The organism is Rosenbergiella epipactidis (assembly GCF_018494055.1).
Taxonomy (GTDB): domain Bacteria; phylum Pseudomonadota; class Gammaproteobacteria; order Enterobacterales; family Enterobacteriaceae; genus Rosenbergiella; species Rosenbergiella epipactidis.
In genome coordinates this window covers 97,106-122,758 of record NZ_JABBFQ010000009.1, presented here as the reverse complement: position 1 = coordinate 122,758, position 25,653 = coordinate 97,106, and the positions used below count along the sequence as shown (strand labels likewise).

Sequence of the window (25,653 nt, the reverse complement as noted above, 5' to 3'; positions counted from 1 at the left end):
GGATTAGCCCACCTCTTCGCTTAACATTGAAGCCTGAGACGGCTTCGCTAACCATTCCCTTAATAAAAACATTGCACTGATGTTCCGCGCCTCTTGGAATTGAGAGTGACTGAGTAGATCGATTAGCCTAGACACTGGCCAGCGGTGGATCACTAGCGGTTCGGGTTCATCGCCCGTTAGCCATTCAGGATAGAGATTCTCCGCGACAAGGATATGCATTCTGCTAGAGAAATACGAGGGTGCCATAGTAACCTGTCCTAACGACGTCAGTTTTTCAGCCCCCATTCCGACCTCTTCTTTCAATTCTCGCACGGCTGCTTGCTCAGGCGTTTCGCCTGCGTCGATCAATCCTTTGGGAAAGCCCAACTCATAGCCCTCAATCCCGACTGCGTACTCCTCAATCATCAAGACATTATCGCCTTCCAGCGCGAGGATCATAACCGCTTCACGCCCAGCAGGCTTCATGCGCTCATAAACACGTTCAACACCATTACTAAAACGAAGCTGGACAGATTGAATAGTAAACAGCCTTGAGCTCGCGACTTCTGCAATACGCAAAATTTGCGGTTTTTTTAGCGCGGACATGGTTTACCTCGTAATGATGATCAGTATGCCGCTATTGAATCATAGCCAGCGAGAGGCAACCAGCCCAAATTTCGGGTCTTTACGGGGTTGATTGCTTTTAAGAGGATAATAATAAGATTATCCTGATTTATTATTAGACTGCGCGGGACTAGATTGACACAGGATTATGCCAATTATTTAATTTATTGTTCCGCCGATATAGGTATCATTGAACTGGATCTCTTTTACTGGCCATGAGGCCCATCACTTCTTTGCTCTGGGTAACGCATGAGTGTTTTTATTTTCTTACTGCTGGTAATTTTGTTCTGCATACTCTTTGTTTGGACGAAAATACTGCTACCCAAAAAACAGCTCCGCGCCCAACACCAAGAATTGAATACCCTAGACCAGCGTCAGCTGACTGAAGAAGAAATAAGACTTTGTCGTGCCTACCTAAAACAGCGGCAACCTAAACCGATTGGACTACTTGAACGCTTATTAGACAAAGTTAACCTACCTCGCAACGCCTGTACGCTGCGTGGCAAATCAGTCTATAAGCTTAATCACTCCATTACACATTACAGTCTGTCAGCCGGTGTGCCAGAACGTAACCGCTACTATCTTGATGCGTACGAAGTCCATTTACCGCCCAATGGCCAACCTTTTATCACCGCTGATAATACTATCGAACTGGTCTACACCAATCAGTTACCCTTGATTGTAAGCCTTAACGGTCACCCATTATTGCACGACCTTGAACATACTGGCCCGCAAACAAACCTCTCTGCTGTCACAGATACCTCGATTCGTAAAGAGACCCGTGAACGCGTAGCCATTCTTAATGTTCGCCGTCAAACTCACGAGGAATATACCTTAACCCACGCGAATAATATCAGTGAAGCACTGATACTTTGCTGCGCATTATTGCTGATTTTTTGCAGCCTATTGACGCCATTAAAAGTCATGCCGTGGATCTTACTCGCCAGCTTACTCATTATTTTACCCTGTTTGTGGATTATGTATCGCCGCCCGCCGCGAAGCCACTTACAAGAAATTAGAACAATGCGGGGCCTACTTAAGCCTTGGGATCTTTTTGGCGAAGCCAATCCTAAACAGCAGAGCCTCTCCTTAGGGATCCTTGATCTCCATTATCCAGAACATTGGTATCCCTATATCCAACAAGATATTGGTAAAGAGGCGGTGATTGAAGTTGATAGTCAAAACCGCGTTGTACAACACGGTCCTTTGCTCTCCCTCACACAAGAGGTGAAAAAGTTTCCCCTACAAAATTGGCGTCATAATCTGACGTTAGCCGCGGGATCACTGCTTATACTGATTATGACCACCAGCTGGTTACCCACTGGCGTCTCATTCAATATCGCCTTAGCGCGGCTGCAAGGTGAACAGCGCGTCACCGTCACGGATGTCAAACAACTTACGCAGCATAAATTGCACGTGGGTGATGTTATCAATATCAAAGGGACGGGAAGGTGTGTAGTCCCGCAGACTTATCAGAGTAATCAAACCTATGACTTCTTACCTTTCGATTGTTCTGCCATCTATTGGAATAAACAGTTACCCAATAGCTTACCTTCCTCACCGATCATTGAGCAGACGCAGGCATTGCTGGCGACCACTTCACAGCAGCTTGCTCCCGAGAACGATCTGAAAGGGATCAACCCACAGCTTGCTTCTGCGATACAGAAGTCGGGGATGATCTTACTGAATAATTTCTCCGATATTGTTTTAAAAACTGCACAGCTTTGCTCTGCCGAAGATGATTGCCTGCGCTTGAAAAGTGCCTTGGTGAACCTTGAGAATGCGAAAGACTGGCCTCTCCTCGTTGACCAAGCAAAATCCGGAAAACTTGATGGCTTAAATGTTTTGCTTCGGCCAAATAGTGCTCAAAACTTAACGAATCTTGTCGATGCAGCCACGACAACGTTTATGAGCAACGAAACACGTAAAACAATCGAATCCCTTAGTCACCTACCTAAGAATGGCTACCTCTTTGTTAACGGCCAAGGTCAGCTCTTGGTCGATCAAGAACAGCCAGATACCTCACTCTTCGATTTAGCGCCGGCGGCGCAATGGAGAGAGTTACAGCGTATTTCCGGACAATTGTTAAATACACCTTTTGCTTTATCCGGCATCATCACGTCCCTACAACACGATAACCAAGGGACGATTCACGTTGTCGTCCACCAAGAACCCAACACCCATGCTTTATGGCGTTATGTCGTCACAACCCTGTTCTTGGCCTGCTTAGTTATCTTGGTGGTAGTCAATACCGTCTTGGGGATTCATCGCCTGCGCGCGCATTTCTCACGTAATGCACGCATTCAAGAAGACTACAATGCCTCGATAGCAAATGCCTCGCCGCTTCTCTTACGTCACTTTAAAGAATGATGGTTAAGGTTAAGTCTTACTGCTAAGCTTATGCTAGTTTGTCTCTAGGAGGCACACATGCAAATGACCCAGACACATTCTGCTCCCGATAAAGTTAGGCTCGATAAATGGCTTTGGGCTGCGCGTTTTTATAAGACGCGGGCCGTTGCCAGACAGATGATCGAGGGTGGGAAGGTTCAGTATAATGGCCAACGGAGTAAACCCAGTAAATGGGTGGAACCTGGCGCTCAGGTACAAGTCAGACAAGGTAATGATCTGCGTACCGTCATCGTCGTCTCTCTTAGTGAACATCGCCGTAGCGCACCCGAAGCTCAGCAACTCTATCAGGAAACTGCAGAGAGTATCGCTAAGCGCGAATCGATCGCACAGGCACGCAAGATGAACGCATTAACGATGCCACATCCCGACCGTCGCCCCGATAAAAAAGAGCGCCGTGATTTAATTAAATTTAAGATAACGGGCGAATAACTACGCCCTAAAGAGAAAATAATGTCCGTCCAAGATCAACTTCACCGTTACTTATTTGCTGATGCCGCCGTTCGTGGAGAATTGGTTAATGTCAGCCATACGCTACACGCTATCCTCGAAGGCCATGACTACCCTGCTGCGGTTAAGAAACTGATGGCAGAAATGTTGGTGACCACGAGTTTAATGACGGCTACGTTAAAATTTGAGGGCGATATCACCGTGCAATTACAAGGTGAAGGCCCCTTAGCTATGGCAGTGATCAACGGTAACGATAAACAAGAGTTACGCGGCGTTGCACGGGTTCGTGGCGAGATAGACGATGACGCTACCCTCGCGCAAATGCTAGGTCAAGGTTACCTGGTGATTACTATTACTCCAGCCAAAGGTGAGCGTTATCAAGGTATTGTCGCGCTAGAAAAACCGACGTTTGCAGAGTGTATTGAAGAGTATTTCCTACGTTCAGAACAGCTTCCAACACGGTTAATCATCAGAAATAATACCCAAGGTGCAGCAGGCATCTTACTGCAAGTGTTACCCAGCGAAGATAAAGACAGTGAAGCCCTCACCCACTTAGCGACGCTTGCCACAACGGTAACGGAAGAAGAGCTTATTGGTTTACCGGCCAACGATGTTTTATGGCGTCTGTTCCACCAAGAAGAGGTAACCGTCTACGATCCTCAGCCGGTGCAATTTAAATGCAGCTGTTCTCGACAACGCTGCGGCGAAGTTCTAAAGACCGTTTCGGTAGAAGAAATCGACGCCATTTTAGCCGAAGATGGAAAAATCGATATGCATTGCGATTATTGCGGCAGCCACTATCTCTATGATGCAGTAGATGTTGCCAATATCCGTAACGACGTGCCGTTAAGTAACTCCTCAATCCATTAATGAGGCAGTGAGCGGGGTGATAACCCCGCTTACTTCTCTGTGCTCCCTTTGAATAATTCCCTTTTTTCAGTAGTAATTTAACGCCGCTCACACTTTACTGCCTCCCTGCTTTTCCCCCCGACGATTCAGGGTACACTTTTCTGACATTGACGTATTTTTGCTAAGCCACTTTTTTATCGAAGGAGTTGCGACTCATGTCAGCCACACCCCCGCTTCCCGATCTGAGTGCTATTGGGATCACTGGTTCTATCGAGATTGTCCATAACCCCTCATATGAACAACTTTTTAAAGAAGAAACATCACCCGATCTTGAAGGTTTTGAGAAAGGTATAGTCACCCAATCTGGTGCTGTCGCGGTCGATACAGGAATTTTTACAGGCCGGTCCCCGAAAGATAAATATATCGTCCGTGATGCTACCACCGAGAAAACCGTATGGTGGAACGACACCAGTGCTGCTAAAAACGCTAACCAACCGCTCTCACCCCAAATATGGGATCACTTGAAGGGGCTGTTATGTGAACAGCTTTCAGGAAAGCGATTATTTGTTGTGGATGCCTTTTGCGGGGCTAACCCTGAAACACGCTTGAGTGTGAGATTCGTGACCGAAGTCGCTTGGCAGGCCCATTTCGTCACCAATATGTTTATTATCCCAAGCCCAGAAGAATTAGCGGTCTTCGAGCCAAACTTCGTCGTTTTGAATGGTTCAAAGTGCCATAACCCATCGTGGCGTGAGCAGGGGCTTAACTCGGAAAACTTTGTGGCCTTCAACCTCACCGAGCGTATGCAACTTATCGGCGGAACTTGGTACGGCGGCGAGATGAAGAAAGGTATGTTTTCGGTCATGAACTACCTGTTACCGCTGCAGAATATTGCGTCCATGCACTGCTCTGCCAATGTCGGTAAAGAGGGGGATGTGGCGGTATTCTTCGGTCTCTCCGGTACGGGGAAAACGACACTCTCTACGGATCCGCTACGCCAGTTAATTGGTGATGATGAACACGGGTGGGACGATGATGGAGTGTTCAACTTCGAGGGAGGGTGCTACGCCAAGACAATCAATCTTTCGCAAGCTGCTGAACCTGAAATCTATAAAGCAATTCGTCGCAACGCTTTACTTGAAAATGTCGTAGTTAATCAAGATGGGAGTGTTGATTTCAACGATGACAGTAAGACCGAGAATACCCGAGTTTCTTATCCGATAAATCATATCGATAATATCGTTCGCCCCATCTCGAAAGCTGGCCATGCAAAAAAAGTCATCTTTTTAACGGCTGATGCCTTTGGTATTTTCCCACCGGTATCAAGATTGACCCCAGAGCAGACGCAGTATCATTTCCTATCAGGCTTTACAGCAAAATTAGCGGGCACAGAGCGCGGTGTAAAACACCCCACACCAACGTTCTCTGCCTGTTTTGGCGCGGTATTTTTAACGCTACACCCTACGCGCTATGCAGAAGTATTAGTCAAACGGATGCAGGCAAGTGGGGCGAAGGCATACTTAGTCAATACCGGATGGAACGGACAAGGGAAACGTCTATCGTTAAAAGATACTCGTCGATTAATTAATGCCATTTTACATGACGAATTAGATCATGCTGAATGCCATACCCTGCCGCTCTTTAACTTACAGTTTCCCAAACATATTCAAGGCATTGATCCTTCAATTCTTGATCCCCGATCGAGTTGGAATAATGCTCTGGAGTGGGAATCGAAGGCAGAAGCGTTGGCGAAGCAATTTATCGACCACTTCGCGCCTTATACGGATACCGAAGCCGGTAAAGCGTTGGTCAGCGCGGGGCCGCAACTTCACGCATAATCTTTCACTCACTCCCGTTTTAACGGGAGTGAGTGTTGAGTTAGACGTTTTCAGATACAGCAGGCTGTTTACTGGATGGCAAAGGTAGCCATGCTCTAATCTTAAGACCACCCTTTTCACTGGTATCGAAATTTAGCTCCCCCTGATGTGCATCGATAATTCTCTGCACTATCGCGAGTCCTAATCCCGTACCACTAGTGGTTCTCGCACTATCCCCCCTCACAAAGGGCTGAAGAAGATGGGCGATTTGCTCTTTATCAATCCCTGGGCCGTCATCTTCGACTTGGAACCAAGCACGGTCTAGTTCGCGCCCACTGCTTACCCGGATCCAGCCATTCCCATAACGCGCAGCATTTACCACCATATTCGCTACGGCCCGTTTAATGCCCAGAGGGTTAATATCAAGTAATAGTTCGTTACTCATCACGTGATTATCGATTTCGCGTTCATATCCACTTTCCGCGGCCACGACTTCGCCTAAGACTGTGTTCAGATCAACGCGTTCCTTCTGAATCTCTTGCCCTGTACGCAGATAGTCAATGAACTGCTCGATAATGGCATTACACTCTTCAATATCTTTATTAATAGAATCGGCAAGGTATTGTTCATCAGCACCTATCATCTCTGTCGCTAAGCGAATGCGTGTTAAGGGGGTACGCAGGTCGTGGCTAACACCGGCCATCAACAAGGTTCGGTCGTCGGCTAGCTGCTTTACACCCGAGGCCATTTGGTTAAAAGCACGTGTTACCGAGCGGACTTCCGATGCGCCATACTCTCTCAGCGGCGGTGGGATTTGACCTCTACCGACCTGCAGTGCGGCATGCTCAAGCGCAACCAATGGTCGATTTTGCATACGAATAAATAACCACGCCCCGACGATAGCCAATAACATGATCATCAAGGTATAGCGGAATAATGGAGAGAAATCGCCTTGATGGATTTCGGTCAAGGGTACCCTGACCCAGATATTCGGGGATAACCAGGTTTTTAACCACACCACCGGGGTTTTCTTATTCACTTCAACACGAACATCTGTCGGACCACCCAGTTGGTGTGCCATCTGTTCGCTTAAGAATTTATAATGCTGCGCCCAACGTAGCCCGCTCTCTTCCGCGGCAGAGTTGGTATAGAGTGAAATACCTAGCTCGCGATAGATTTCCCGTCTGAAAGCCGGGGGAACTTCGAGTTGCGTACCGTCTTCAAGCTGTAGCTTATCCGTCATGAGCATTCTCACTTCATAGGCGAGAACCTTATTAAACTGCTGCAAGCTCGGTAAAATGGCGAAGTTAAGGACGACTAGATAGGTCGTCACCAAACTGACAAAGAGAAGTGAAACGATGAGGAGCAACATCCGCGCAAAAGAGCTGCGCGGAGAGAAGCGAAATTTCTTCATGCTTTACTGCCATCGGGAACAAAGACGTAGCCAAGACCCCAAACCGTTTGAATATAACGGGGATGAGCAGGATCTTCTTCAACCATTCTTCTCAGTCGTGAAATCTGCACATCGATAGAACGTTCCATTGCACTGTACTCACGACCACGCGCTAAATTCATGAGCTTATCTCGAGAAAGCGGCTCGCGGGGGTGGCTCACCAGTGCCTTAAGCACCGCAAATTCCCCACTGGTCAATGGCATAGGCTCGTCTTCACGGAACATCTCGCGCGTGCCTAAGTTAAGTTTAAACTTACCGAAAGTAATAACCGCCTCTTCCTGAGAAGGCGCACCAGGTAGTTCATTCGCTTGACGGCGTAAAACAGCACGGATACGAGCCAATAATTCGCGTGGATTAAACGGCTTAGGAATATAATCGTCGGCACCGATTTCTAACCCAACAATCCTATCGACCTCTTCACCCTTCGCCGTAACCATAATAATCGGCATTGGATTACTCTGGCTACGCAAGCGGCGGCAGATGGATAGCCCATCCTCACCCGGTAACATCAAGTCTAGTACCATCAGGTGGAAAGATTCACGGGTTAACAAACGGTCCATTTGTTCAGCATTCGCTACGCTACGCACTTGGAATCCTTGCTCGGTGAGGTACCTTTCAAGCAATGCCCGTAAACGCATGTCGTCATCGACAACTAAAACTTTGTAATTTTCCTGCATTCTAATGACTCCCAAAGGCATTATCGCCAGCTATGCTATTTTTAAAAATAATGCTTACAGTGACAAATTTTATTGGTTTATATTCTTACTGAAATTGTTACAAAGCATATTTAACAGTACGTTAAGTAAAGATCTAACTATAGGTGATAGAGGACAATAGTGTGAAAACCCAACTTATCACTCGTGAAGGCTACAATAAGTTAAAACAAGAACTCGACCAACTGTGGCGAGAAGAGCGTCCGGAAGTCACAAAAAAAGTCACTTGGGCCGCAAGCTTGGGCGATCGCAGTGAGAATGCTGACTACCAATATAATAAAAAGCGTTTAAGAGAGATTGATCGTCGAGTCCGCTATCTCCGTAAGAGTCTCGAATCACTCCGTATTGTTGACTACTCCCCACAACAAGAGGGGAAGGTGTTCTTCGGTGCACAAGTGGAAATTGAAAATGATGCCGGGGAAATTCTCGCCTTTCGCATTGTAGGATATGACGAAATTTTTGGTCGTAATGACTATATCTCGATCGACTCGCCAATGGCTAGAGCCTTACTGAAAAAAGAGGTCGGCGACAGTGCTACCGTTCAGACACCGTCAGGCCCCGCCGTATGGTACGTCAATCATATCACTTATAGCCCTGTGCCTCAGGAAAATCCTTAATCTGAGCGTCCAGACTGGAAATTCACAGAGCATCGCCGTATAACTGTCAGAAAATTTACCTCCTATAAGCTACGAGTCACAATGAAAAAGCCGCTAAGTCAGATCATTGCCAACGAATTGCACGTCCGCATCGAACAAGTTGATGCCACGATACAACTCTATGACGAAGGTAACACAGTCCCTTTTATCGCCCGCTACCGTAAGGAAGTCACTGGTGGCTTGGACGATACCCAACTGCGTCAATTAGAAACTCGTTTAACCTACCTGCGAGAACTTGATGAGCGTCGGCAAACCATCCTTAACTCCATTTCAGAGCAAGGTAAATTAACCGACGAGCTGGCTCAGTCCATTGACACCGTTTTGAGTAAGACTGAACTCGAAGATCTTTATCTACCTTATAAGCCTAAGCGCCGTACGCGTGGACAGATCGCGATTGAGGCGGGTCTTGAGCCGTTAGCAGATAAATTATGGACCTCTCCTCAGCTCGATCCGGAAGCGACCGCTGCAGAGTTCATTAATGCTGATAAGGGTATCGCTGATACACGCGGCGCTTTAGATGGCGCTCGCTATATTCTGATGGAAAGATTTGCAGAAGATGCCTCACTGCTAGCAAAAGTCCGGCAGTATCTGTGGAAAAATGCACATCTTGTTTCGAAAGTGGCCTCAGGAAAAGAGGCTGAAGGCGCGAAGTTCCGCGATTATTTCGATCATCACGAACTCTTGGCAACAACGCCTTCCCACCGAGCACTCGCCATGCTACGCGGTCGCAACGAAGGGATCTTACAACTGTCTCTCAACCCAGACCCTCACAGTGAAGAGACGCCCAAAGAGAGCTTCGGTGAAACGTTAATTAGCGAACACCTTGACGTGCGTGTCGCCAATGCACCGAGCGATAGTTGGCGTAAGTCGGTGATTAGTTGGACGTGGAAAATTAAAGTCCTGCTGCACTTAGAAACGGAACTGATGGGCTCGCTACGTGAACAAGCGGAACTTGAAGCCATCGATGTGTTCGCGCGTAATCTTAATGCACTATTGATGGCAGCCCCCGCCGGTATGCGAGCCACGATGGGGCTTGACCCAGGATTACGTACCGGCGTAAAAGTGGCGGTCGTAGACGCCACCGGTAAGTTAGTCGCCACCGATACAGTTTATCCTCATACCGGTCAAGCGGCTAAAGCCGCCACGGCCGTCGCGACGCTTTGCCAGCGACATAACGTTGAGTTGGTGGCGATTGGTAACGGTACGGCTTCACGGGAAACTGAGCGCTTTTTTGTTGAGCTCAAAAAACAGTATCCTGGCGTGACGGCTGAAAAGGTGATTGTTAGCGAAGCTGGCGCGTCCGTCTATTCCGCTTCTGAACTTGCAGCCTTAGAGTTTCCAAATCTCGATGTCTCCTTACGAGGTGCTGTCTCGATCGCCCGGAGGCTGCAGGATCCTCTGGCGGAATTAGTGAAAATCGATCCTAAATCAATCGGGGTGGGCCAATATCAACATGATGTGAGCCAGACGCAACTCGCCAAGAAACTCGATACGGTGGTCGAAGACTGTGTGAACGCCGTAGGCGTTGATTTGAATACCGCCTCCGTACCGCTATTGACCCGTGTTGCGGGATTAAGCCGAATGATTGCACAGAATATTGTGCAATGGCGCGACGATAATGGTCGCTTTATGAACCGTCAACAGCTGCTTAAAGTGACTCGACTTGGTCCCAAAGCTTTTGAGCAGTGTGCTGGGTTTTTACGTATCAACCAAGGAGATAACCCGCTCGATGCATCAACGGTGCACCCTGAAGCTTATCCGGTGGTTGAACGGATCATCGCACAGACTCATGAGCAGCTCGCTTCGTTAATGGGCAACAGCACGGCCATTCGTGCACTGTCTGCTTCTCAGTTCACTGATGAGCGATTTGGGCTGCCGACTGTTACTGATATTCTTAAAGAGCTTGAGAAGCCAGGCCGCGATCCCCGCCCTGAGTTCAAGACGGCTACCTTCGCCGAAGGCATCGAAACGATGGATGATCTGACTCCGGGCTTAATTCTGGAAGGTACCGTCACTAATGTGACCAATTTCGGCGCCTTTGTTGATATTGGTGTTCATCAAGATGGCTTAGTCCATATTTCTTCATTAGCCAACCGTTTCGTCAGCGATCCTCATGAAGTGATCAAGACGGGTGAAATTGTCAAAGTGAAGGTGCTCGAAGTCGACCTTGGCAGAAAACGTATCGCGTTAACTATGCGTCTAGATGAACAGCCCGGCGAGACGCAATCGCGCCGTAGCGCAGCCCCTGAAAAGGCTAGCCCCAAGCCAGCTCGCCAGCCGTCACGCCAAGCCTCGACGCAAGGCAATAGTGCGATGGGCGATGCGCTCGCGGCGGCATTCAAGAAAAAGTAGTTCGCTATCAATCCTGCCCTCGGGCAGGATTGAAACGGTTATCACTCTGCAAGCGTTTTCGTTACCACAACTTCCAGTTCTGCTAATCCATCGATTTCAGCAAGAAGCTTTTTGAATGGGGGTTGTTGACTGTGTGTATCCAGCGCTTCCTGACTGCTCCAACACTCCAGCATGACATAACGACGGGGTTGCTGAATATCCTGAGTCAACACATAGGATTGACAACCTGCTTCACCCTGTACCGCTTGCTCTGCAGCCTTGAGCGCACGCTCTACCGTGGTTTCATGCCCAGGCTTTGCGGTAATGTAAGCAATTACGTTAATTAAGGGGTGCATCATTTTCTCCTCATTAGGACTTAATCATCTCATCACTATAGAATAATCATCGCCGATACTCATGGGCGATAATGCTAATGCGTAAATTTTATAATCGCTTCACAAAACTGTTGCGGATGTGAAATAAAGGGGGCATGTGCAGCATGTTCAATCACTATCGATTGACTGGTCGGCCATAACTTGTCCGTTAGCGGAATACTTTTACGAGGGACTAAGCTATCTAAAGCACCGTAAATGCGTAGGGTCGGCGCAGTTATCGATGGGAGTTTTTGACGTAAATCGTCGTTCTGTAAAATAGTCAGCCCCTGGTTTAATACTGCTAATGAGGCTTGAGGTTGGTCGACGATCGCCTGCTTTAACGTTCTGGTGTTTAACGAAGCATTTTCAGTCCCCAAACTTTGTAAGGCAATAAACCGCTCAATCGTTCGGCGAAAATCCGTCGCTAATTGCGTTTGAAAGTTACCTAGAACCTCTGGGCTAATTCCCGGCCATTGTTCCCTTTGACTAAAACAAGGTGAAGAGGCCACAAAGATAAGTTGCTTAACTTTCTCTTTGAAGTCGATGGCTAATTGTGCTGCCACGAGTCCTCCGAGGGACCAACCGAGTACGACGCTTTGTGGGGGGATGTGCGGCGCAATATGGCTCGCCATCTCGTTGAGATTCAAGGTATCAAAGGGTTGGCTGCGGCCGTAGCCTGGGAGATCGATTAGAGTAATCGAAAAATGAGGGCTGAGTGGCGATAAAATGAAATCCCACACTCGAGAATTCAATCCCCACCCGTGGAGTAGCACAAGTGGCTGATTACCTTGTCCGAAGTATTGTGTAAATAAGGTCATAATCTCTATTCTCTTGGAGGTATAGCCTATGTTAACAATCAAAAGCAGGTGTTGGATATGTATGCTACCCGTTTGGCATGCATCAGTGGGAATTTGTTCTTGGTGCGAACGAAAACTATTGCTCGACCAACCGCGTTGTTTACGCTGCGCGTTACCGGCTGAAACCGTTTGTAGTACCTGTCACGCGTGCCAACAAATCCCTTTTTCGTGGCAAGGTACAATTGCGGCAGCCAATTACCTTCCTCCTCTTAGTAAGCTACTTCACCAGTTCAAATTTTCATCACAGACCGCACTTGCCGCCATGCTTTCGAGGCTTATTTTGCTAAACTATTTACGGTATCGACGGCATTACTTGTGGCAGAAACCCGATATTGTTGTCGCCGTTCCCTTACATCCTAAGCGTTATCAACAACGGGGCTTTAACCAAAGCGATCTGCTCGCTAGACCTTTAGCTCGTTGGCTCGCTTGTCAATATGGGTCCAATGCCATACGTTGTACAAAATTAACGACTACGCAACACACTCTCGATAGAGCGAGCCGTCAACACAATCTTGGCCAAGTGTATGAGGTGACTGCCTCACTGAGTGGTAAACATATTGCGCTCGTTGATGATGTCGTAACGACAGGTGCCACAGCTCGAGAAATCGTAAGGCTTCTGCAGCAGCAACAGGTTGCTAGCGTGCAGGTGTGGTGCCTGTGCCGTACCTTGTAGAGTGGCAGTGATGCGCGTAAGATGACTTTTAACATAGATAACATTGAGCGATGTCTTATGATTCATATAACCGATACAGCCCAACAACATTTTGCGAAATTGCTCACTAAACAAGAGCCCGGAACACAGATCCGTGTCTTCGTCATTAATCCCGGTACGCCTACCGCGGAATGTGGCGTGTCGTACTGCCCGCCAGATGCAGTTGAAAGCACCGACACGGAATTAAAATACGAGTTTCTCACCGCTTACGTCGACGAGTTAAGCGCGCCCTATCTGGATGAAGCAGAGATCGATTTCGTCACCGACAATCTCGGCTCGCAACTGACCTTAAAAGCGCCTAACGCTAAGATGCGTAAAGTGTCTGACGATGCACCATTGATTGAGCGTGTAGAGTACCAGTTACAAGCTCAAATCAATCCACAACTTGCCAGTCATGGCGGAAAGGTTTCTCTTATGGAAATCACGCCGGAAGGTTACGCCATCCTGCAATTTGGCGGCGGATGTAACGGCTGTTCAATGGTCGATGTCACGTTGAAAGAAGGGATTGAGAAGGAGCTTCTTGCTACCTTCCCTGAGCTTAAAGGTGTACGAGATTTGACCGAGCACCAGCGTGGCGAGCACTCTTATTATTGAGTGAAAATTCTGCCCGATATTCGGGCAGAATGATTAACATATTTCAAGCTTGACCGCATGCTGAGACAGCAGATGTAAAATAGGCTCTGGTGGTAACTTATCGGTAAAGAGTGAATCCAACATCTCCATTCCCCCTAGACTTACCATCGCTTTACGCCCAAATTTTGATCCGTCGGTCACCAACATCACGCATCGCGAGTTTTCAATAATCGCACGTTTAGTCCGCACTTCGTGATAATCGAATTCTAACATCGTACCGGCTTCATCAATTCCACTAATACCAATTACGCCAAAATCGAGTCGAAATTGCGAAATAAAATCCATCGTCGCTTCACCAATAATTCCCCCATCACTGGCACGCAAGGTTCCCCCGGCAATGATGACGCGAAAATCTGTCTTCGCCATCATCAGTTGGGCGACATTAAGGTTATTCGTCACGATCTGTAGATTATGGTGGCCCATTAAGGCATGAGCCACAGCTTCTGGCGTGGTACCGATATCGATAAAAAGGGTTGAACCGTCCGGTATTTGCTGGGCGACTTTCGCAGCAATACGCGTTTTCGCACTGGAGTGCATCATCTTACGATCATGCCAATCCGTATTCTCGGCGCTTGAAGGTAGCGCAGCACCACCGTGATGGCGCTGAATAAGGTTTTGCTCCGCTAAATCGTTGAGATCGCGACGAATCGTCTGGGGAGTGACTGAAAAAAATTCCACCAACTCTTCAGTGCTGACGTATCCTTGGCGTTTCACAAGCTCAACAATAGCATCATGTCTCTGCGTCTGTTTCATTAAACGTCCTTCACTTACGCTTTTTCAGCGCCGCTTGGCTATCAACGAAAGCCATCGTCAGCCCAATGACGAGTCCAACAATATAGGCCATATTACTCATTGGGTTACCAAAGACACCGTAATAACCGGCCGCTAACCACAGCAGAGCAAACACGATTAGACCACGTTCTAGATAGATACCACTGTCAGGGTCACGTTCACCCCGTAACCAGCTATATCCCATTAACGCGTAGACGACGCCAGAAAGGCCACCGAACCAAATCCCGCTAAACTTAGCTTGCATCCAGCCGGATAATAACGCTGAGATAACCGTAATCACAAATAACTTACCGCTACCCAGACGCTTCTCAATCACGCCACCGAGGTACCACCACCACATCAAATTGAAGACAATTTGCAGCAGACTAAAGTGGATAAAGATATGGCTTACCCAACGCCAAACCTGAAGCCCTTGCTCACTGTTAGCAGGCCAGCTCAGCCAATAGAAAATCGGCTGCTCACCAACAAACATGAGTAACAAGTAGGCAATGACGACTAATGCCATAACAGTGAGCGTCAGTGGCCCTGCACGATCTTTAATATTTCGCCATAACTCTGCTTTAGGATAGCCTAGCCGGGTTCCTGCACGGCCACTCTGCCAACTAGCGGCAAGATAGCGCGGGTTGGAGGGATCGCGAATAAATTGCTGCAAGGCGGCGTTAACATCGTCCAGTTTTTGCTCATCTTCGAGGAATAAGACGTAGTTCTGCTGCTGTTCAATAGTTAATTTAATCCCTTGCGTTGCCATATAATCAACAAATGCATAGGCCATTCGCGGGTTTGTAAATTCGGTGATTCGAATCATATCATCCTCAATACCAGGTTTAAGGGGGACTAGATCTCTTTGATCACTTGATCGGGAAAACGTGCATACCATGCATCAAACCCGCCATCCACACTATAAACTTGGTCAAATCCTTGGTTAATCAAATATTGTGCCGCTCCTTTGCTGCTATTCCCGTGATAACAGAGAACGAGCACCGGTTGGTCATAATCACTGTCTTCTACAAATTGATTTAACGAGCCGTTTGTTAAATGAAACGATCCGCGAATATGCGCTTTTTCAAAACTTTGAGGATCACGAATATCAACCAGTCGCGCCCCTTCTTGTAAGACCTTTTCTGCGGCCAGTACATCAATACATTCGTAAGTGTCCATAACTGTTCTCAAAATTGTTGCAGGTCTTTCATATTGTACCTGTAATTTCGTCTCGATTAACCCTTTCCACTGCGCTATTCAGTTTGCGTTCAACTTAAATGTTATTTCTATCACGCTAATATGTTTTTTTACGGTTAAATATTGGCAAATATGTTTGGTTTCGATTACTATATTTTCGAAAACGAACATTATTGATAGCCAATAAGCGAGGAGTGCACGTGGAAACCAAAGACCTGATTGTGATCGGAGGCGGTATTAATGGGGCTGGCATCGCGGTCGATGCGGCGGGCCGCGGACTATCTGTATTGCTGCTCGAAGCAAAAGACTTTGCCTGCGCGACCTCCTCTGCCAGTTCGAAACTCATTCACGGTGGATTACGTTATTTGGAGCATTACGAGTTCCGTTTAGTGAGCGAAGCATTAGCGGAACGCGAAGTGTTATTAAAAATGGCCCCACAACTCGCCTTCCCTATGCGATTTCGCTTACCCCACCAGCCCCATCTTCGTCCCGCATGGATGATCCGTGTCGGACTATTTATGTATGATCATTTGGGTAAACGCACAAGCTTACCCGCCAGTAAAAGTCTTAAGTTTGGTACACAGTCCGCGCTGAAACCCGATATAACCAAAGGCTTTGAATACTCCGATTGCTGGGTTGATGATGCGCGGATGGTCGTCGTTAACGCCCAAGAGGTGGTTGAGAAAGGGGGGGAAGTCCGCACCCGTACAAAAGTCACCCGTGCATGGCGTGAAAACGGTTTGTGGCAGGTTGAAGCTGAAAACGTCGATACTGGCGAGATACTGCGTTGGCAAGCAAAAGGCTTAGTCAATGCGGCAGGCCCATGGGTTAAGGATATTTTCGATAACCAATTAGCCATCAAATCGCCTTACGGTATCCGCCTGATCAAAGGAAGCCACATCGTTGTTCCGAAAGCCCACGATGAGAAACAAGCTTATATTCTTCAAAACGAAGATAATCGCATCGTTTTTGTTATCCCGTGGATGGATGAATTCTCAATCATCGGTACGACCGATGTGGAATATAAAGGCGACCCCCTGGCCGTTAAGATCGACGAGAAAGAGACCGCGTATCTCCTCAAAGTCTATAACCAATACTTTAAACGCCAATTAGGTACCGAAGATATTGTCTGGAGCTATTCCGGCGTACGTCCATTATGTGATGATGAATCAGATTCTCCTCAAGCGATTACGCGTGACTACACTCTGGATGTGCACGATGAGCAAGGTCATGCACCGTTACTTTCTGTGTTTGGTGGAAAGCTAACCACTTATCGTAAATTGGCGGAGCATGCTTTAGAGAAGTTAGCAAAATATTATCCCAATATTGGGCCAGCCTGGACCAAAGAGTGCGTATTACCGGGTGGTCACTTTACGGGGACTCGTGAGGCGTTTACGCAAAACCTTCGCAAGCGCTACCCTTTTATCAGTGCAGAGATGTCGCGTCATTATGCACGCACCTACGGCAGCGATACGGATAAGCTACTTGAGGGTGTGACGAGTATTGAACAATTGGGCCACCACTTTGGTCACGATTTTTACGAAAAAGAGCTTCGTTATCTGGTCGATAACGAGTGGGTGCGCACGGCTGAAGATGCACTATGGCGCAGAACAAAACAAGGTATGTGGCTCTCAGCGGAGCAACAAGAAGAGGTGTCCCGTTGGCTAGAACAGCATCTTTCTTCATCTGCCGTATAACCGACTCGTTGGTTTAAAAAAACCGGGCGAGTGAAGTGACCCCCGATAGTTGGATAACCTACTATCGGGGGTTTTTTATTAGCCGACCAATTGGCGTAACATTCTTCTTAGCGGCTCTGCCGCGCCCCACAGCAGCTGGTCCCCCACGGTAAAGGCGGAGAGATATTCAGGTCCCATATTTAATTTACGAAGGCGTCCAACCGGCGTCGTGAGAGTACCAGTCACTGCTGCTGGTGTCAGTTCGCGCATCGTCAGCTCACGGTCGTTAGGGATAACTTTAACCCAAGGGTTATGTGCCCCAAGCATCTGCTCGATATCCGCCAATGGAATATCTTGCTTCAATTTGAGAGTAAAGGCTTGGCTATGGCAGCGTAAGGCCCCCACTCGCACACACAGGCCATCAACAGGGATAATCTGCTGGGTTGCCAAAATTTTGTTAGTTTCGGCTTGTCCCTTCCACTCTTCTTTACTTTGACCGCTCGGCAGTTGCTTATCGATCCACGGAATAAGGCTTCCCGCCAAGGGTACGCCAAAATTATCCGTAGGTAAGGTTCCTGAGCGGGTAAAGTCGGTGACACTGCGTTCAATATCGAGGATAGCCGAAGCAGGATCCTGTAATGAGGTTGCCACGTGATCATGGAGCATACCCATCTGCGTCAGTAACTCACGCATATGACGTGCACCACCACCGGATGCCGCCTGATAAGTCGCCACAGAAGCCCATTCAACAAGACCTTGTGAGAACAGCCCGCCTAGCGACATCAACATTAAGCTGACGGTGCAGTTACCGCCGACGAAGGTTTTGACGCCACGATTGATCCCATCGGTAATCACTTTTTGGTTTACCGGATCGAGGATAATGATCGCTTCGTCGGCCATCCGAAGCGTTGAAGCCGCATCAATCCAATAGCCTTGCCATCCAGCTTGACGCAAACGTGGATAAACGTCACTGGTATAATCGCCACCTTGGCAGGTAACAATAATATCGAGGCTCGCTAAGGCATCAATATCATACGCGTCCTGTAAGGTCCCTTGGTTGTGTCCGCCAAAAATAGGCGCTGGCTGGCCATGCTGTGAAGTCGAAAAAAAGACTGGATTAATGACAGAGAAGTCATTTTCCTCATTCATACGCGACATCAGCACGGAACCGACCATGCCACGCCACCCGATAAACCCTACATTTTTCATGTTGTGCCTGCTGTAATAATAAATATGCTGCATACCGGTAAACGGATATGTCTGCACTCCCGCCAATGGGAATGATACTATCAAACTCTACAAAAACTGGACGTACTAGCAAGTGAAAAAAATCGATATTGCTCGATTAATTTATCATCTGGCTAATATTAGCCGCCTAGAAGGACGACAATAAGTCATGACTGAACTTTTTTCTGCCGCAGTATTGCTGGTGTTGATTATGGACCCGCTGGGTAACCTACCGATCTTTATGTCGGTGTTAAAGCATATTGATCCCAAGCGTCGACGAGTCATCATTATCCGTGAGTTGCTGATTGCCCTCGTGATTATGCTGCTATTTTTATTTACCGGCGAAAAAATGTTGGCCTTCCTAAATTTACGGGCGGAAACGGTCTCCATCTCTGGTGGCATTATTTTATTTTTGATCGCGATAAAAATGATTTTTCCTTCACCAGAATCCACGACTTCCGGTTTGCCCGCGGGCGAAGAACCTTTCTTAGTTCCCTTAGCCATTCCCCTGTTAGCTGGTCCTTCGCTGCTTGCGACCTTAATGCTGATGTCACATCAGTACCCTGGGGATATGGGTATGCTGATTATCGCGCTTTCCATTGCATGGGGGATCACTGCAGCCATCCTGATGATGTCCGGGCTATTTCTACGGCTGTTGGGGTCGAAGGGCGTGAATGCGCTTGAGCGACTGATGGGACTCATTTTAATAATGATTGCCACACAGATGTTTTTAGATGGGATTCGAGCCTATTTAAAACTCTAGTAAAAAAAGGGTCGATATCTCGACCCTTTTTGTATTAGGACAGTAATTCGAAGGCGATCATACCAATAATGCCCCCCGTCACCCCGAGGATGGTTTCCATCATTGTCCACGTCTTGAGGGTTTCCACTTCAGTTGCCCCCGTAAAACGTCCAAATAACCAAAATCCTGCATCATTGACGTGACTCACAATAATTGAACCACCACCGATACAGATTGAAAGAGCCGCCAGCTGAGCGCCGCTATAGTGTAACGGTTCGATCACCGGCATAATCAGTCCTACCGCGGTCAAGCAGGCTACCGTTGCCGAGCCTTGAATAATACGAACCACCCCAGCCAAGATGAAGCACGAGAGGGCGACAGGTAAGCCTAAGCCTGTTAAGGAGTGACCAAGCGCTGGACCGACACCTGAATCGACGAGAACTTGTTTAAAAACGCCGCCCGCCCCAATAACCAGTAAGATAATCCCTGCGGGTTGTAACGCTTCACCACAAATCGCCATCACTCGAGACTTGTCCATACCTTGGCGATAAGCTAAACCGTAAATTGTGATTAATACGGCGATGAGGATCGCAATAAAAGGGTGGCCAATAAATTCGAAACATTCATAAAGACGGCTTCCCTTATCGATAAAGTTAGCCGCTATCGTTTTTAAACCGACCAAAATTAACGGGAAAAGGATCAGCGATAAACTGAAACCAAAAGAGGGTAGCTTATCTTTCGCCACTTCAGGAAAACTATCTGCCGCTGGGGAGGCAAATTGCACACGCTTTGCGATGAAGTTACCGAAGAGTGGACCCGCGATAAGCATGCCAGGAATTGCCGCACAGAGACCGAGTAAAATCATCCAGCCAAAATCCGCATGCATTTGCGAAGCCAGTAACATCGGTGCAGGCCCTGGTAACACAAATGCCGCTGCTGCCGCAACGCCTGCGAACAACGGGATGACCAGTTTCACCATATTGTCGTTAGTGCGACGCGCGACCGCAAAGGCAATGCTGATCAATAATACAATCGCCACTTCAAAAAACAGTGGCAGTGCACAGATGAAGCCTGCTGCCCCCATCGCAAAGTGGGAACGCTTTTCACCAAAGGTTTTCAACATCCGTATCGCTATTTGGTCAACAGCGCCAGTTTCATGCAAAATTTTACCGAACATCGCACCGAGTGCGACCACTACGGCCAGGAAGCCTAAAGTGCCCCCCATCCCTTTTTGCATGGTGTCAGTAATTTTATCCAGTGGCATCCCTGAAAAAATACCAGCACCGACAGAAACGAGCATTAGTGCGACAAAAGCATGCATCCGCGCTTTCATGACTAAAAATAGAAGCAGTATGACAGAGCCTGCTGCCGTTAAAACGAGTGTTGCCGTGCTCATGACTTAACCTTATTGGATATTATTTTTAATCGTTGCAACTGTCTCAGCAATGACATCATCGAGTGAGTGGCTAATATCAACGACTAACACATCAGATTCTGAACCGTTAGGTTCTTCCAAGGTATCGAATTGAGTCACTAACATGTTTGTTTTAAAGAAGTGGCCTTTACGGGCTTTGAGGCGCTGTTCGATGGTCTCGAAGTCACCTTTCAAATAGATAAACTTAAGATTCTTATTACCGTTACGCAGAATATCTCGATAACTTTTCTTTAAGGATGAACATACGATGATAGAGACTTTTTGCGTACGCTGCATAGCAAACGCAGCGTCGTTAATGGCTTGAAGCCAAGGGGCTCGGTCTTGATCGTTCAGTGGCTCGCCTTCAGCCATTTTTAAAATATTAGAGCGAGGATGTAAGAAGTCACCATCAAGAAAAGCCGTCTGCAGCTTTTGTGAGACTTGATTAGCAACAACTGATTTTCCGCTACCTGAGACACCCATCAGGACAAATACGTAATGTTGAGAAGAGGCTTCTGTCATAACTGCTCCAACCTTAGTCATTCACAATGTTACCGATAACAATTTAATAACTATTGTTATAGCTTGTCGGTTGAAGCGCAATCTATTCGTTAATAAAAGGCTTAAAATGTGAACTCAATCATAAAAATGATTAAATACTACCGCCCATCCTAAGTGAAAATCCTAAATCAATGCAGGGAGACTCACATGTCTTTCCCGCCAAACGGGTGAGCAACATTTCTGCGGCAATTTTGCCCATTTTTTTCCTAGGCGTCACAACCGTAGCTAAGGTGGGTGAGACGTTCTCTGTAATGTCATGGCCATGAAAACCCGCAATCGCCATTTGAGTAGGCACAGCGATACCTTGCCGCTGACACTCGAACATTGCACCGATTGCAAGGTCATCATTAGTACAAAATATTCCGTCAACGTCTGGATAACGCTGCTGAGCCAGTTTTAATAGTTCGCCTCCCGTACTAAATGAAGAAGGCTGCTCGCTCATTACCGTGCGTGGAACTAACCCAGACTGCTCCATCGCCTCGATATATCCGGCTTTTTTCTGCAACGTTCGTTCGTCTAGCCGAGCGCCTAGATAGACAAGATGCCGGTGGCCTTGAGCGATCATGCTTGCAGTCATTTGACGAGCTGCCGCGATATTATCAAACCCCACCGCCATGTCTAAATAAGGCGAGGAGGAGTCCATAATTTCGACAACAGGGATCCCAGCTACCTCTAGCATACGTAATGTACCAGGGGTATGTTGGCGCTCCGTTAAGATGACCCCGTCAACATTCCAGCCCAGTAACGAGCGAAGTTGACGTTCCTCCTTCTCAGCATGATAGCCAAAGTGAGCAACTAACGTTTGATAACCAGCTTGGTCAGTGATGGACTCGATGCCTTGAAGTACATCGGCAAAAACGTGGTTTGTTAAGGAAGGCAGTAATATCCCAATGGCTCGGCTTGTCGCATTTGACAGCATATCAGGTACACGGTTAGGAATATAACCGAGCTCATCGAGCGCAATGGCAATCCTTTCGCCAAGCGGGGCAGACACTTGTTGTGGATTGCGTAGGTAACGGCTGACCGTCATTTTAGTCACACCAACGCGATCGGCAACGTCTTGTAATATTGGCCTTTTTTTCTTCATTGCGCTCAATTAAGTAGGAAGTAAGGGTAATTTAATAGTAACACTATTTTACACTACCTAAAAAAAAGAGACGGCTATCTGGAAGCCGTCTCACATTACCCATCACTTTTTACACTGGCGGTAGGTCGAAAATTAAGAGTTCCGTGGGTTGATTGGCAGAGAAAGCAAGACGCTTCTCATCCCAAACGGCTGCCGCATCGCTGGTCTCGAGGGATTGATCGTTAACTGATACCTCACCTTTGACCACTTGGACCCAAATTTTACGAGAGGGATCGATATCAATATTCCCTACCTCTCCAGCAGAAAGTACCCAGCGTGATAAGGTCATATCCTGATGTACTTTTAACGAGTTTTCTCTCGCATCCGGTGTCAGGATAAATTGTCGTCCGGATTGCTCAGCAAATTTTCGCTGTTCATAACGAGGGGTAATATTTTGCTGATTAGGCATGATCCAAATTTGATAGAGGTGCAGAGCCTGTTGAGGATCGGGATTATATTCTGAGTGACGAACGCCAGTTCCCGCACTCATAATCTGGAACTCCCCTGCCGGAATTTGTTCTTTATTACCCATGCTATCTTGGTGTTCGACGGCACCAGAGAGAACATACGTCAGAATTTCCATGTTTTGATGAGGGTGAGTGCCGAATCCTTTGCTTGGCGCAATTGTGTCTTCGTTAATCACGCGCAGTGCAGAAAATCCCATGAAATTCGGATCGTAGTAGTCAGCAAACGAAAATGTATGCCAGCTATCCAGCCAGCCATGGTGAGCATGACCACGTTCTTGCGCTTTACGGATATAAATCATGGAAACCTCCTCAATTTTTTCTATAGTTTGAAGAGATATTGAAAAAAAGAATAGCTGAAAAACTTCACCGCTCTATTCAAAATTTATGAATAACAGTGAAAAAAAAAGCCAGCACGCGGCTGGCTAAATACTGGAAGCAATGTGAGCAATGTCGTATTCCGTTGATTGTCAGTCTCACCGGAACAATTGAATGTTAATCGCAATCATTATCATTTGCAATAGCATTATAAAAAATAATTGAGGTTTTTTTATGAAAAGATTATGTGTCCTGATGGTGCTACTCAATTCTGCAGCGGCCTTTGCTAACAATCTCTCAACGCCATCGCCGCTGTCGCCTTCAGCAACCCAGCAGCGTTTGCAAAACCAGATGTCCACGCAGCAGCAGCTTCACTCCCAACAACTTCATCTAGAACAGCAAAATAGTGCTCAACGACTCCAGCAAGGCAATGAGCTCCATCAACAGAAAATGTTACGTAAAGTCCAAAGAGACCAACCCTAATTGGGGAAATGTGGACCGATCTGATCGATACAATCTGTACAAATCGCATCCACCCCAAGGTCTAACAATGCGCGAGCCTTATGCGGGTCGTTGACGGTATAGGCAAGAATACGCAACCCCTCCTGCTTAATTTGCGCAATTCGTTCTGGAGTTAACAGACGATAATTGAGATGCAGTGAGACGCAGGCTAATTGCTGAGTGATATTCAGCCAATCGTCCTGCCATTCATGCATTAGGTAACCGCGGGGAAGACCTGGCTGTTCCTGCATAGCGGCAAATAGCGCAGTAAAAGAGAATGAAGACAGTAGCGGTGACGTCATCTCTCGCCAATAGTCGGCCGCGGCGCAGGCAACCAAGGTACCGGTAGCGGCGTCTAAACCCGTTGTCGGTTTAATTTCGATATTGGCGAAGAGTCCATATTGCTGACAACGTTTCGCGACATCAGCAAGATGTGCCAGTCCCTCTCCTGCAAACTGCTTAGAAAACCATGAGCCGGCATCCACCTGTTGCAAGGTCTTCCAGGTCATCTCCCCTGCTACCCCTTGGGTATGACTAGTACGGGTAAGGGTATCATCGTGAAGTAAAAAGACTTGCTGATCAGCTGAGAGTTTAGCGTCAAATTCAATCATGGTATGACCATAACGATATCCACAATCTATGGCCGCTAGGGTATTCTCTGGTGCTAAGTTTCCTCCGCCCCGATGAGCGACAATTCTTGGATAGGGCCAATCTTCATTAATCATCTAAACGCTGTCCTGAGGTGGTATCAAAATAATGTAAGGCATCGGCGGGTAATGTCACCCTTATCAGTTCACCGACTTTTGGGCAGATTGATTGCGCCGCACGAATCACTAAAGGTTGCGTTCCAATTTTACCATGAATGATATTATCAGCGCCGAGCATTTCTACCGCATCGACTTCAATAATCATGCCCTCCCCGTCTTCTGTAACCGACTCAACCTTAATATGTTCTGGGCGTATGCCGAGTGTTACTGCCGACTTGTTCGGTTCAATTGCCAAGGAACCTAGGGGAAGAGAAAAACGGTTCTCTACTCTCCAAGTTTTACCGTCCCCGCTGAGTTCAGCAGAGAGTAAGTTCATCGCGGGCGCACCTAAAAAGCTGGCGACAAAGGTAGACTGTGGTCGCTGGTATACTTCACTGGGCGAACCAAATTGTTCCACAACGCCTTTGTTCATAACCAGTACACGATCTGCCAAGGTCATGGCCTCAACTTGGTCATGCGTGACGTACAAACTGGTTATATTCAAGCGTTGATGTAATCGCTGGAGTTCGAGGCGCATCTGCCCACGTAATCGAGCATCCAAATTGGACAGCGGCTCATCGAATAAAAAGACTGAGGGTTCGCGTATGATGGCTCTTCCCATTGCGACACGTTGGCGTTGCCCTCCCGAAAGCTCTCGAGGGCGTCGCAAGAGCAGTAAATCAAGCTCTAAGCTTTTCGCTACCGTCAGAACACGTTGACGGATCTCAGCCTTACCTATACCCCGTATCTTAAGGCCATAGCCCATATTCTGCTCAACCGTCATATGGGGGTAAAGGGCATAGTTTTGAAAAACCATCGCGACTTGGCGCTCTTTGGGCGCTTTATCTGTCATACGCTGATCATTAATCCAGATATCACCGCTGGTTGCGGCTTCGAGTCCAGCAACCATCCGTAATAATGTAGACTTTCCACAACCGGAAGGACCAATAATCACCACAAATTCGCCAGGGTTAATTATTACATTTAGTGGCTTAATGATCTGGTGCTTACCATCATAGCTTTTGGTTAACGCTTGCAGTTGTACACTTGCCATCA

Annotated in this window: 26 protein-coding genes; 11 read left to right on the top strand and 15 right to left on the bottom strand. The window is 47.4% G+C overall.

Annotation, left to right across the window (positions count from 1 at the left end):
• Positions 1-3: 3 nt before the first annotated feature.
• Entirely contained in the window at positions 4-585 is a 582-nt protein-coding gene (nudE, locus tag HGT71_RS13570) for an ADP compounds hydrolase NudE (protein WP_214218244.1), read from the bottom strand.
• A gap of 267 nt (positions 586-852) precedes the next feature.
• Between nudE and HGT71_RS13565 the strand changes: the two genes are divergently transcribed.
• The 4 genes from HGT71_RS13565 to pckA all read left to right on the top strand — a co-directional run bounded on the left by HGT71_RS13565 (position 853) and on the right by pckA (position 6,146).
• On the top strand, positions 853-2,973 hold the full coding sequence (locus HGT71_RS13565) for an IgaA/UmoB family intracellular growth attenuator (protein ID WP_214218243.1): 2,121 nt from the start codon (positions 853-855) through the stop codon (positions 2,971-2,973).
• A gap of 63 nt (positions 2,974-3,036) precedes the next feature.
• The gene (gene hslR / locus HGT71_RS13560) at positions 3,037-3,441 is read left to right on the top strand and encodes a ribosome-associated heat shock protein Hsp15 (protein WP_214218275.1); all 405 of its coding nucleotides are present in this window, start codon (positions 3,037-3,039) and stop codon (positions 3,439-3,441) included.
• Between the two features lie 21 nt (positions 3,442-3,462).
• A complete protein-coding gene (hslO, locus tag HGT71_RS13555; RefSeq protein ID WP_048912904.1) occupies positions 3,463-4,329 on the top strand; it encodes an Hsp33 family molecular chaperone HslO in 867 nt (288 codons plus the stop codon).
• Positions 4,330-4,523: 194 nt separating this feature from the next.
• The gene (pckA, locus tag HGT71_RS13550; RefSeq protein ID WP_214218242.1) at positions 4,524-6,146 is read left to right on the top strand and encodes a phosphoenolpyruvate carboxykinase (ATP); all 1,623 of its coding nucleotides are present in this window, start codon (positions 4,524-4,526) and stop codon (positions 6,144-6,146) included.
• Between the two features lie 40 nt (positions 6,147-6,186).
• Here pckA and envZ read toward each other — a convergent pair whose 3' ends face one another.
• Entirely contained in the window at positions 6,187-7,539 is a 1,353-nt protein-coding gene (envZ, locus tag HGT71_RS13545) for a two-component system sensor histidine kinase EnvZ (RefSeq protein ID WP_214218241.1), read from the bottom strand.
• Positions 7,536-8,255 (bottom strand): osmolarity response regulator transcription factor OmpR, encoded by a 720-nt coding sequence (gene ompR / locus HGT71_RS13540; protein WP_048912907.1) that lies wholly within the window; start codon positions 8,253-8,255, stop codon positions 7,536-7,538. Before ompR ends, envZ begins: the two co-directional genes overlap by 4 nt.
• A 161-nt stretch (positions 8,256-8,416) precedes the next feature.
• On the opposite strand from ompR, the gene greB reads away from it, so the two are divergent.
• Both greB and HGT71_RS13530 read left to right on the top strand, forming a co-directional pair.
• Positions 8,417-8,908 carry a transcription elongation factor GreB gene (gene greB / locus HGT71_RS13535; RefSeq protein WP_214218240.1) on the top strand — a complete coding sequence of 164 codons (492 nt, stop codon included), beginning with the start codon at positions 8,417-8,419 and terminating at the stop codon, positions 8,906-8,908.
• Positions 8,909-8,989: 81 nt separating this feature from the next.
• A complete protein-coding gene (locus HGT71_RS13530) occupies positions 8,990-11,299 on the top strand; it encodes a Tex family protein (protein ID WP_214218239.1) in 2,310 nt (769 codons plus the stop codon).
• Between the two features lie 41 nt (positions 11,300-11,340).
• On the opposite strand, the gene HGT71_RS13525 is transcribed toward HGT71_RS13530, so the two are convergent.
• Positions 11,341-11,637 (bottom strand): putative quinol monooxygenase, encoded by a 297-nt coding sequence (locus tag HGT71_RS13525; protein ID WP_099823239.1) that lies wholly within the window; start codon positions 11,635-11,637, stop codon positions 11,341-11,343.
• Between the two features lie 71 nt (positions 11,638-11,708).
• Positions 11,709-12,473 (bottom strand): pimeloyl-ACP methyl ester esterase BioH, encoded by a 765-nt coding sequence (bioH, locus tag HGT71_RS13520; RefSeq protein WP_425328671.1) that lies wholly within the window; start codon positions 12,471-12,473, stop codon positions 11,709-11,711.
• A 58-nt stretch (positions 12,474-12,531) separates the two neighbouring features.
• On the opposite strand from bioH, the gene HGT71_RS13515 reads away from it, so the two are divergent.
• Together HGT71_RS13515 and nfuA are read left to right on the top strand one after the other, a co-directional pair.
• The gene (locus tag HGT71_RS13515) at positions 12,532-13,182 is read left to right on the top strand and encodes a phosphoribosyltransferase family protein (RefSeq protein ID WP_214218237.1); all 651 of its coding nucleotides are present in this window, start codon (positions 12,532-12,534) and stop codon (positions 13,180-13,182) included.
• Between the two features lie 57 nt (positions 13,183-13,239).
• Positions 13,240-13,815 (top strand): Fe-S biogenesis protein NfuA, encoded by a 576-nt coding sequence (gene nfuA / locus HGT71_RS13510; RefSeq protein ID WP_048912912.1) that lies wholly within the window; start codon positions 13,240-13,242, stop codon positions 13,813-13,815.
• A gap of 33 nt (positions 13,816-13,848) precedes the next feature.
• On the opposite strand, the gene HGT71_RS13505 is transcribed toward nfuA, so the two are convergent.
• Genes HGT71_RS13505 through glpE form a run of 3 tightly spaced genes read right to left on the bottom strand, consistent with a single transcriptional unit; the run spans position 13,849 to position 15,804 of the window.
• A complete protein-coding gene (locus HGT71_RS13505; RefSeq protein ID WP_048912913.1) occupies positions 13,849-14,607 on the bottom strand; it encodes a DeoR/GlpR family transcriptional regulator in 759 nt (252 codons plus the stop codon).
• A 10-nt stretch (positions 14,608-14,617) separates the two neighbouring features.
• A complete protein-coding gene (glpG, locus tag HGT71_RS13500; protein WP_214218274.1) occupies positions 14,618-15,448 on the bottom strand; it encodes a rhomboid family intramembrane serine protease GlpG in 831 nt (276 codons plus the stop codon).
• A 32-nt stretch (positions 15,449-15,480) separates the two neighbouring features.
• Entirely contained in the window at positions 15,481-15,804 is a 324-nt protein-coding gene (gene glpE, locus HGT71_RS13495) for a thiosulfate sulfurtransferase GlpE (RefSeq protein WP_214218236.1), read from the bottom strand.
• Between the two features lie 218 nt (positions 15,805-16,022).
• On the opposite strand from glpE, the gene glpD reads away from it, so the two are divergent.
• A complete protein-coding gene (gene glpD / locus HGT71_RS13490) occupies positions 16,023-17,519 on the top strand; it encodes a glycerol-3-phosphate dehydrogenase (RefSeq protein ID WP_214218235.1) in 1,497 nt (498 codons plus the stop codon).
• A 78-nt stretch (positions 17,520-17,597) separates the two neighbouring features.
• Here the strand turns inward: glpD and asd are convergent, their stop codons facing one another.
• Positions 17,598-18,707: an aspartate-semialdehyde dehydrogenase gene (asd, locus tag HGT71_RS13485; RefSeq protein WP_214218234.1), complete on the bottom strand. Its 1,110-nt coding sequence runs from the start codon at positions 18,705-18,707 to the stop codon at positions 17,598-17,600.
• A 187-nt stretch (positions 18,708-18,894) separates the two neighbouring features.
• Here asd and HGT71_RS13480 point away from each other — a divergent pair, with 187 nt between their 5' ends.
• Positions 18,895-19,488, top strand: coding sequence for a YhgN family NAAT transporter (locus HGT71_RS13480; protein WP_062812267.1), 594 nt, complete (start codon positions 18,895-18,897; stop codon positions 19,486-19,488).
• 34 nt (positions 19,489-19,522) lie between these two features.
• Here HGT71_RS13480 and gntU read toward each other — a convergent pair whose 3' ends face one another.
• The 4 genes from gntU to HGT71_RS13460 all read right to left on the bottom strand — a co-directional run bounded on the left by gntU (position 19,523) and on the right by HGT71_RS13460 (position 23,334).
• Positions 19,523-20,863: a gluconate transporter gene (gene gntU / locus HGT71_RS13475; protein ID WP_048911303.1), complete on the bottom strand. Its 1,341-nt coding sequence runs from the start codon at positions 20,861-20,863 to the stop codon at positions 19,523-19,525.
• A gap of 9 nt (positions 20,864-20,872) precedes the next feature.
• On the bottom strand, positions 20,873-21,403 hold the full coding sequence (gene gntK / locus HGT71_RS13470) for a gluconokinase (protein WP_062812266.1): 531 nt from the start codon (positions 21,401-21,403) through the stop codon (positions 20,873-20,875).
• Positions 21,404-21,533: 130 nt separating this feature from the next.
• Positions 21,534-22,529, bottom strand: coding sequence for a gluconate operon transcriptional repressor GntR (gene gntR / locus HGT71_RS13465; RefSeq protein WP_214218233.1), 996 nt, complete (start codon positions 22,527-22,529; stop codon positions 21,534-21,536).
• Positions 22,530-22,638: 109 nt separating this feature from the next.
• Positions 22,639-23,334: a pirin family protein gene (locus HGT71_RS13460; protein WP_214218232.1), complete on the bottom strand. Its 696-nt coding sequence runs from the start codon at positions 23,332-23,334 to the stop codon at positions 22,639-22,641.
• A 250-nt stretch (positions 23,335-23,584) separates the two neighbouring features.
• On the opposite strand from HGT71_RS13460, the gene HGT71_RS13455 reads away from it, so the two are divergent.
• Positions 23,585-23,833 (top strand): hypothetical protein, encoded by a 249-nt coding sequence (locus HGT71_RS13455; RefSeq protein ID WP_214218231.1) that lies wholly within the window; start codon positions 23,585-23,587, stop codon positions 23,831-23,833.
• Here HGT71_RS13455 and ugpQ read toward each other — a convergent pair.
• Together ugpQ and ugpC are read right to left on the bottom strand one after the other, a co-directional pair.
• Entirely contained in the window at positions 23,830-24,576 is a 747-nt protein-coding gene (ugpQ, locus tag HGT71_RS13450; protein WP_214218230.1) for a glycerophosphodiester phosphodiesterase, read from the bottom strand. The two genes, HGT71_RS13455 and ugpQ, sit on opposite strands and share 4 nt — an antisense overlap.
• Positions 24,569-25,651 (bottom strand): sn-glycerol-3-phosphate ABC transporter ATP-binding protein UgpC, encoded by a 1,083-nt coding sequence (ugpC, locus tag HGT71_RS13445; protein ID WP_214218229.1) that lies wholly within the window; start codon positions 25,649-25,651, stop codon positions 24,569-24,571. Before ugpC ends, ugpQ begins: the two co-directional genes overlap by 8 nt.
• Between the last annotated feature and the right edge of the window lie 2 nt (positions 25,652-25,653).

Coding starts and splice junctions, on each gene's coding strand:
- hslR (WP_214218275.1), top strand. CDS start 3,037: ATGACCCAGACACATTCTGCTCCCGATAAAGTTAGGCTCGATAAATGG.
- envZ (WP_214218241.1), bottom strand. CDS start 7,539: ATGAAGAAATTTCGCTTCTCTCCGCGCAGCTCTTTTGCGCGGATGTTG.
- HGT71_RS13515 (WP_214218237.1), top strand. CDS start 12,532: ATGCTACCCGTTTGGCATGCATCAGTGGGAATTTGTTCTTGGTGCGAA.
- hslO (WP_048912904.1), top strand. CDS start 3,463: ATGTCCGTCCAAGATCAACTTCACCGTTACTTATTTGCTGATGCCGCC.
- HGT71_RS13480 (WP_062812267.1), top strand. CDS start 18,895: ATGACTGAACTTTTTTCTGCCGCAGTATTGCTGGTGTTGATTATGGAC.
- nfuA (WP_048912912.1), top strand. CDS start 13,240: ATGATTCATATAACCGATACAGCCCAACAACATTTTGCGAAATTGCTC.
- gntU (WP_048911303.1), bottom strand. CDS start 20,863: ATGAGCACGGCAACACTCGTTTTAACGGCAGCAGGCTCTGTCATACTG.
- HGT71_RS13525 (WP_099823239.1), bottom strand. CDS start 11,637: ATGATGCACCCCTTAATTAACGTAATTGCTTACATTACCGCAAAGCCT.
- HGT71_RS13455 (WP_214218231.1), top strand. CDS start 23,585: ATGAAAAGATTATGTGTCCTGATGGTGCTACTCAATTCTGCAGCGGCC.
- gntK (WP_062812266.1), bottom strand. CDS start 21,403: ATGACAGAAGCCTCTTCTCAACATTACGTATTTGTCCTGATGGGTGTC.
- gntR (WP_214218233.1), bottom strand. CDS start 22,529: ATGAAGAAAAAAAGGCCAATATTACAAGACGTTGCCGATCGCGTTGGT.
- glpE (WP_214218236.1), bottom strand. CDS start 15,804: ATGGACACTTACGAATGTATTGATGTACTGGCCGCAGAAAAGGTCTTA.
- asd (WP_214218234.1), bottom strand. CDS start 18,707: ATGAAAAATGTAGGGTTTATCGGGTGGCGTGGCATGGTCGGTTCCGTG.
- ompR (WP_048912907.1), bottom strand. CDS start 8,255: ATGCAGGAAAATTACAAAGTTTTAGTTGTCGATGACGACATGCGTTTA.
- nudE (WP_214218244.1), bottom strand. CDS start 585: ATGTCCGCGCTAAAAAAACCGCAAATTTTGCGTATTGCAGAAGTCGCG.
- pckA (WP_214218242.1), top strand. CDS start 4,524: ATGTCAGCCACACCCCCGCTTCCCGATCTGAGTGCTATTGGGATCACT.
- ugpQ (WP_214218230.1), bottom strand. CDS start 24,576: ATGATTAATGAAGATTGGCCCTATCCAAGAATTGTCGCTCATCGGGGC.
- HGT71_RS13530 (WP_214218239.1), top strand. CDS start 8,990: ATGAAAAAGCCGCTAAGTCAGATCATTGCCAACGAATTGCACGTCCGC.
- ugpC (WP_214218229.1), bottom strand. CDS start 25,651: ATGGCAAGTGTACAACTGCAAGCGTTAACCAAAAGCTATGATGGTAAG.
- HGT71_RS13460 (WP_214218232.1), bottom strand. CDS start 23,334: ATGATTTATATCCGTAAAGCGCAAGAACGTGGTCATGCTCACCATGGC.
- HGT71_RS13505 (WP_048912913.1), bottom strand. CDS start 14,607: ATGAAACAGACGCAGAGACATGATGCTATTGTTGAGCTTGTGAAACGC.
- HGT71_RS13565 (WP_214218243.1), top strand. CDS start 853: ATGAGTGTTTTTATTTTCTTACTGCTGGTAATTTTGTTCTGCATACTC.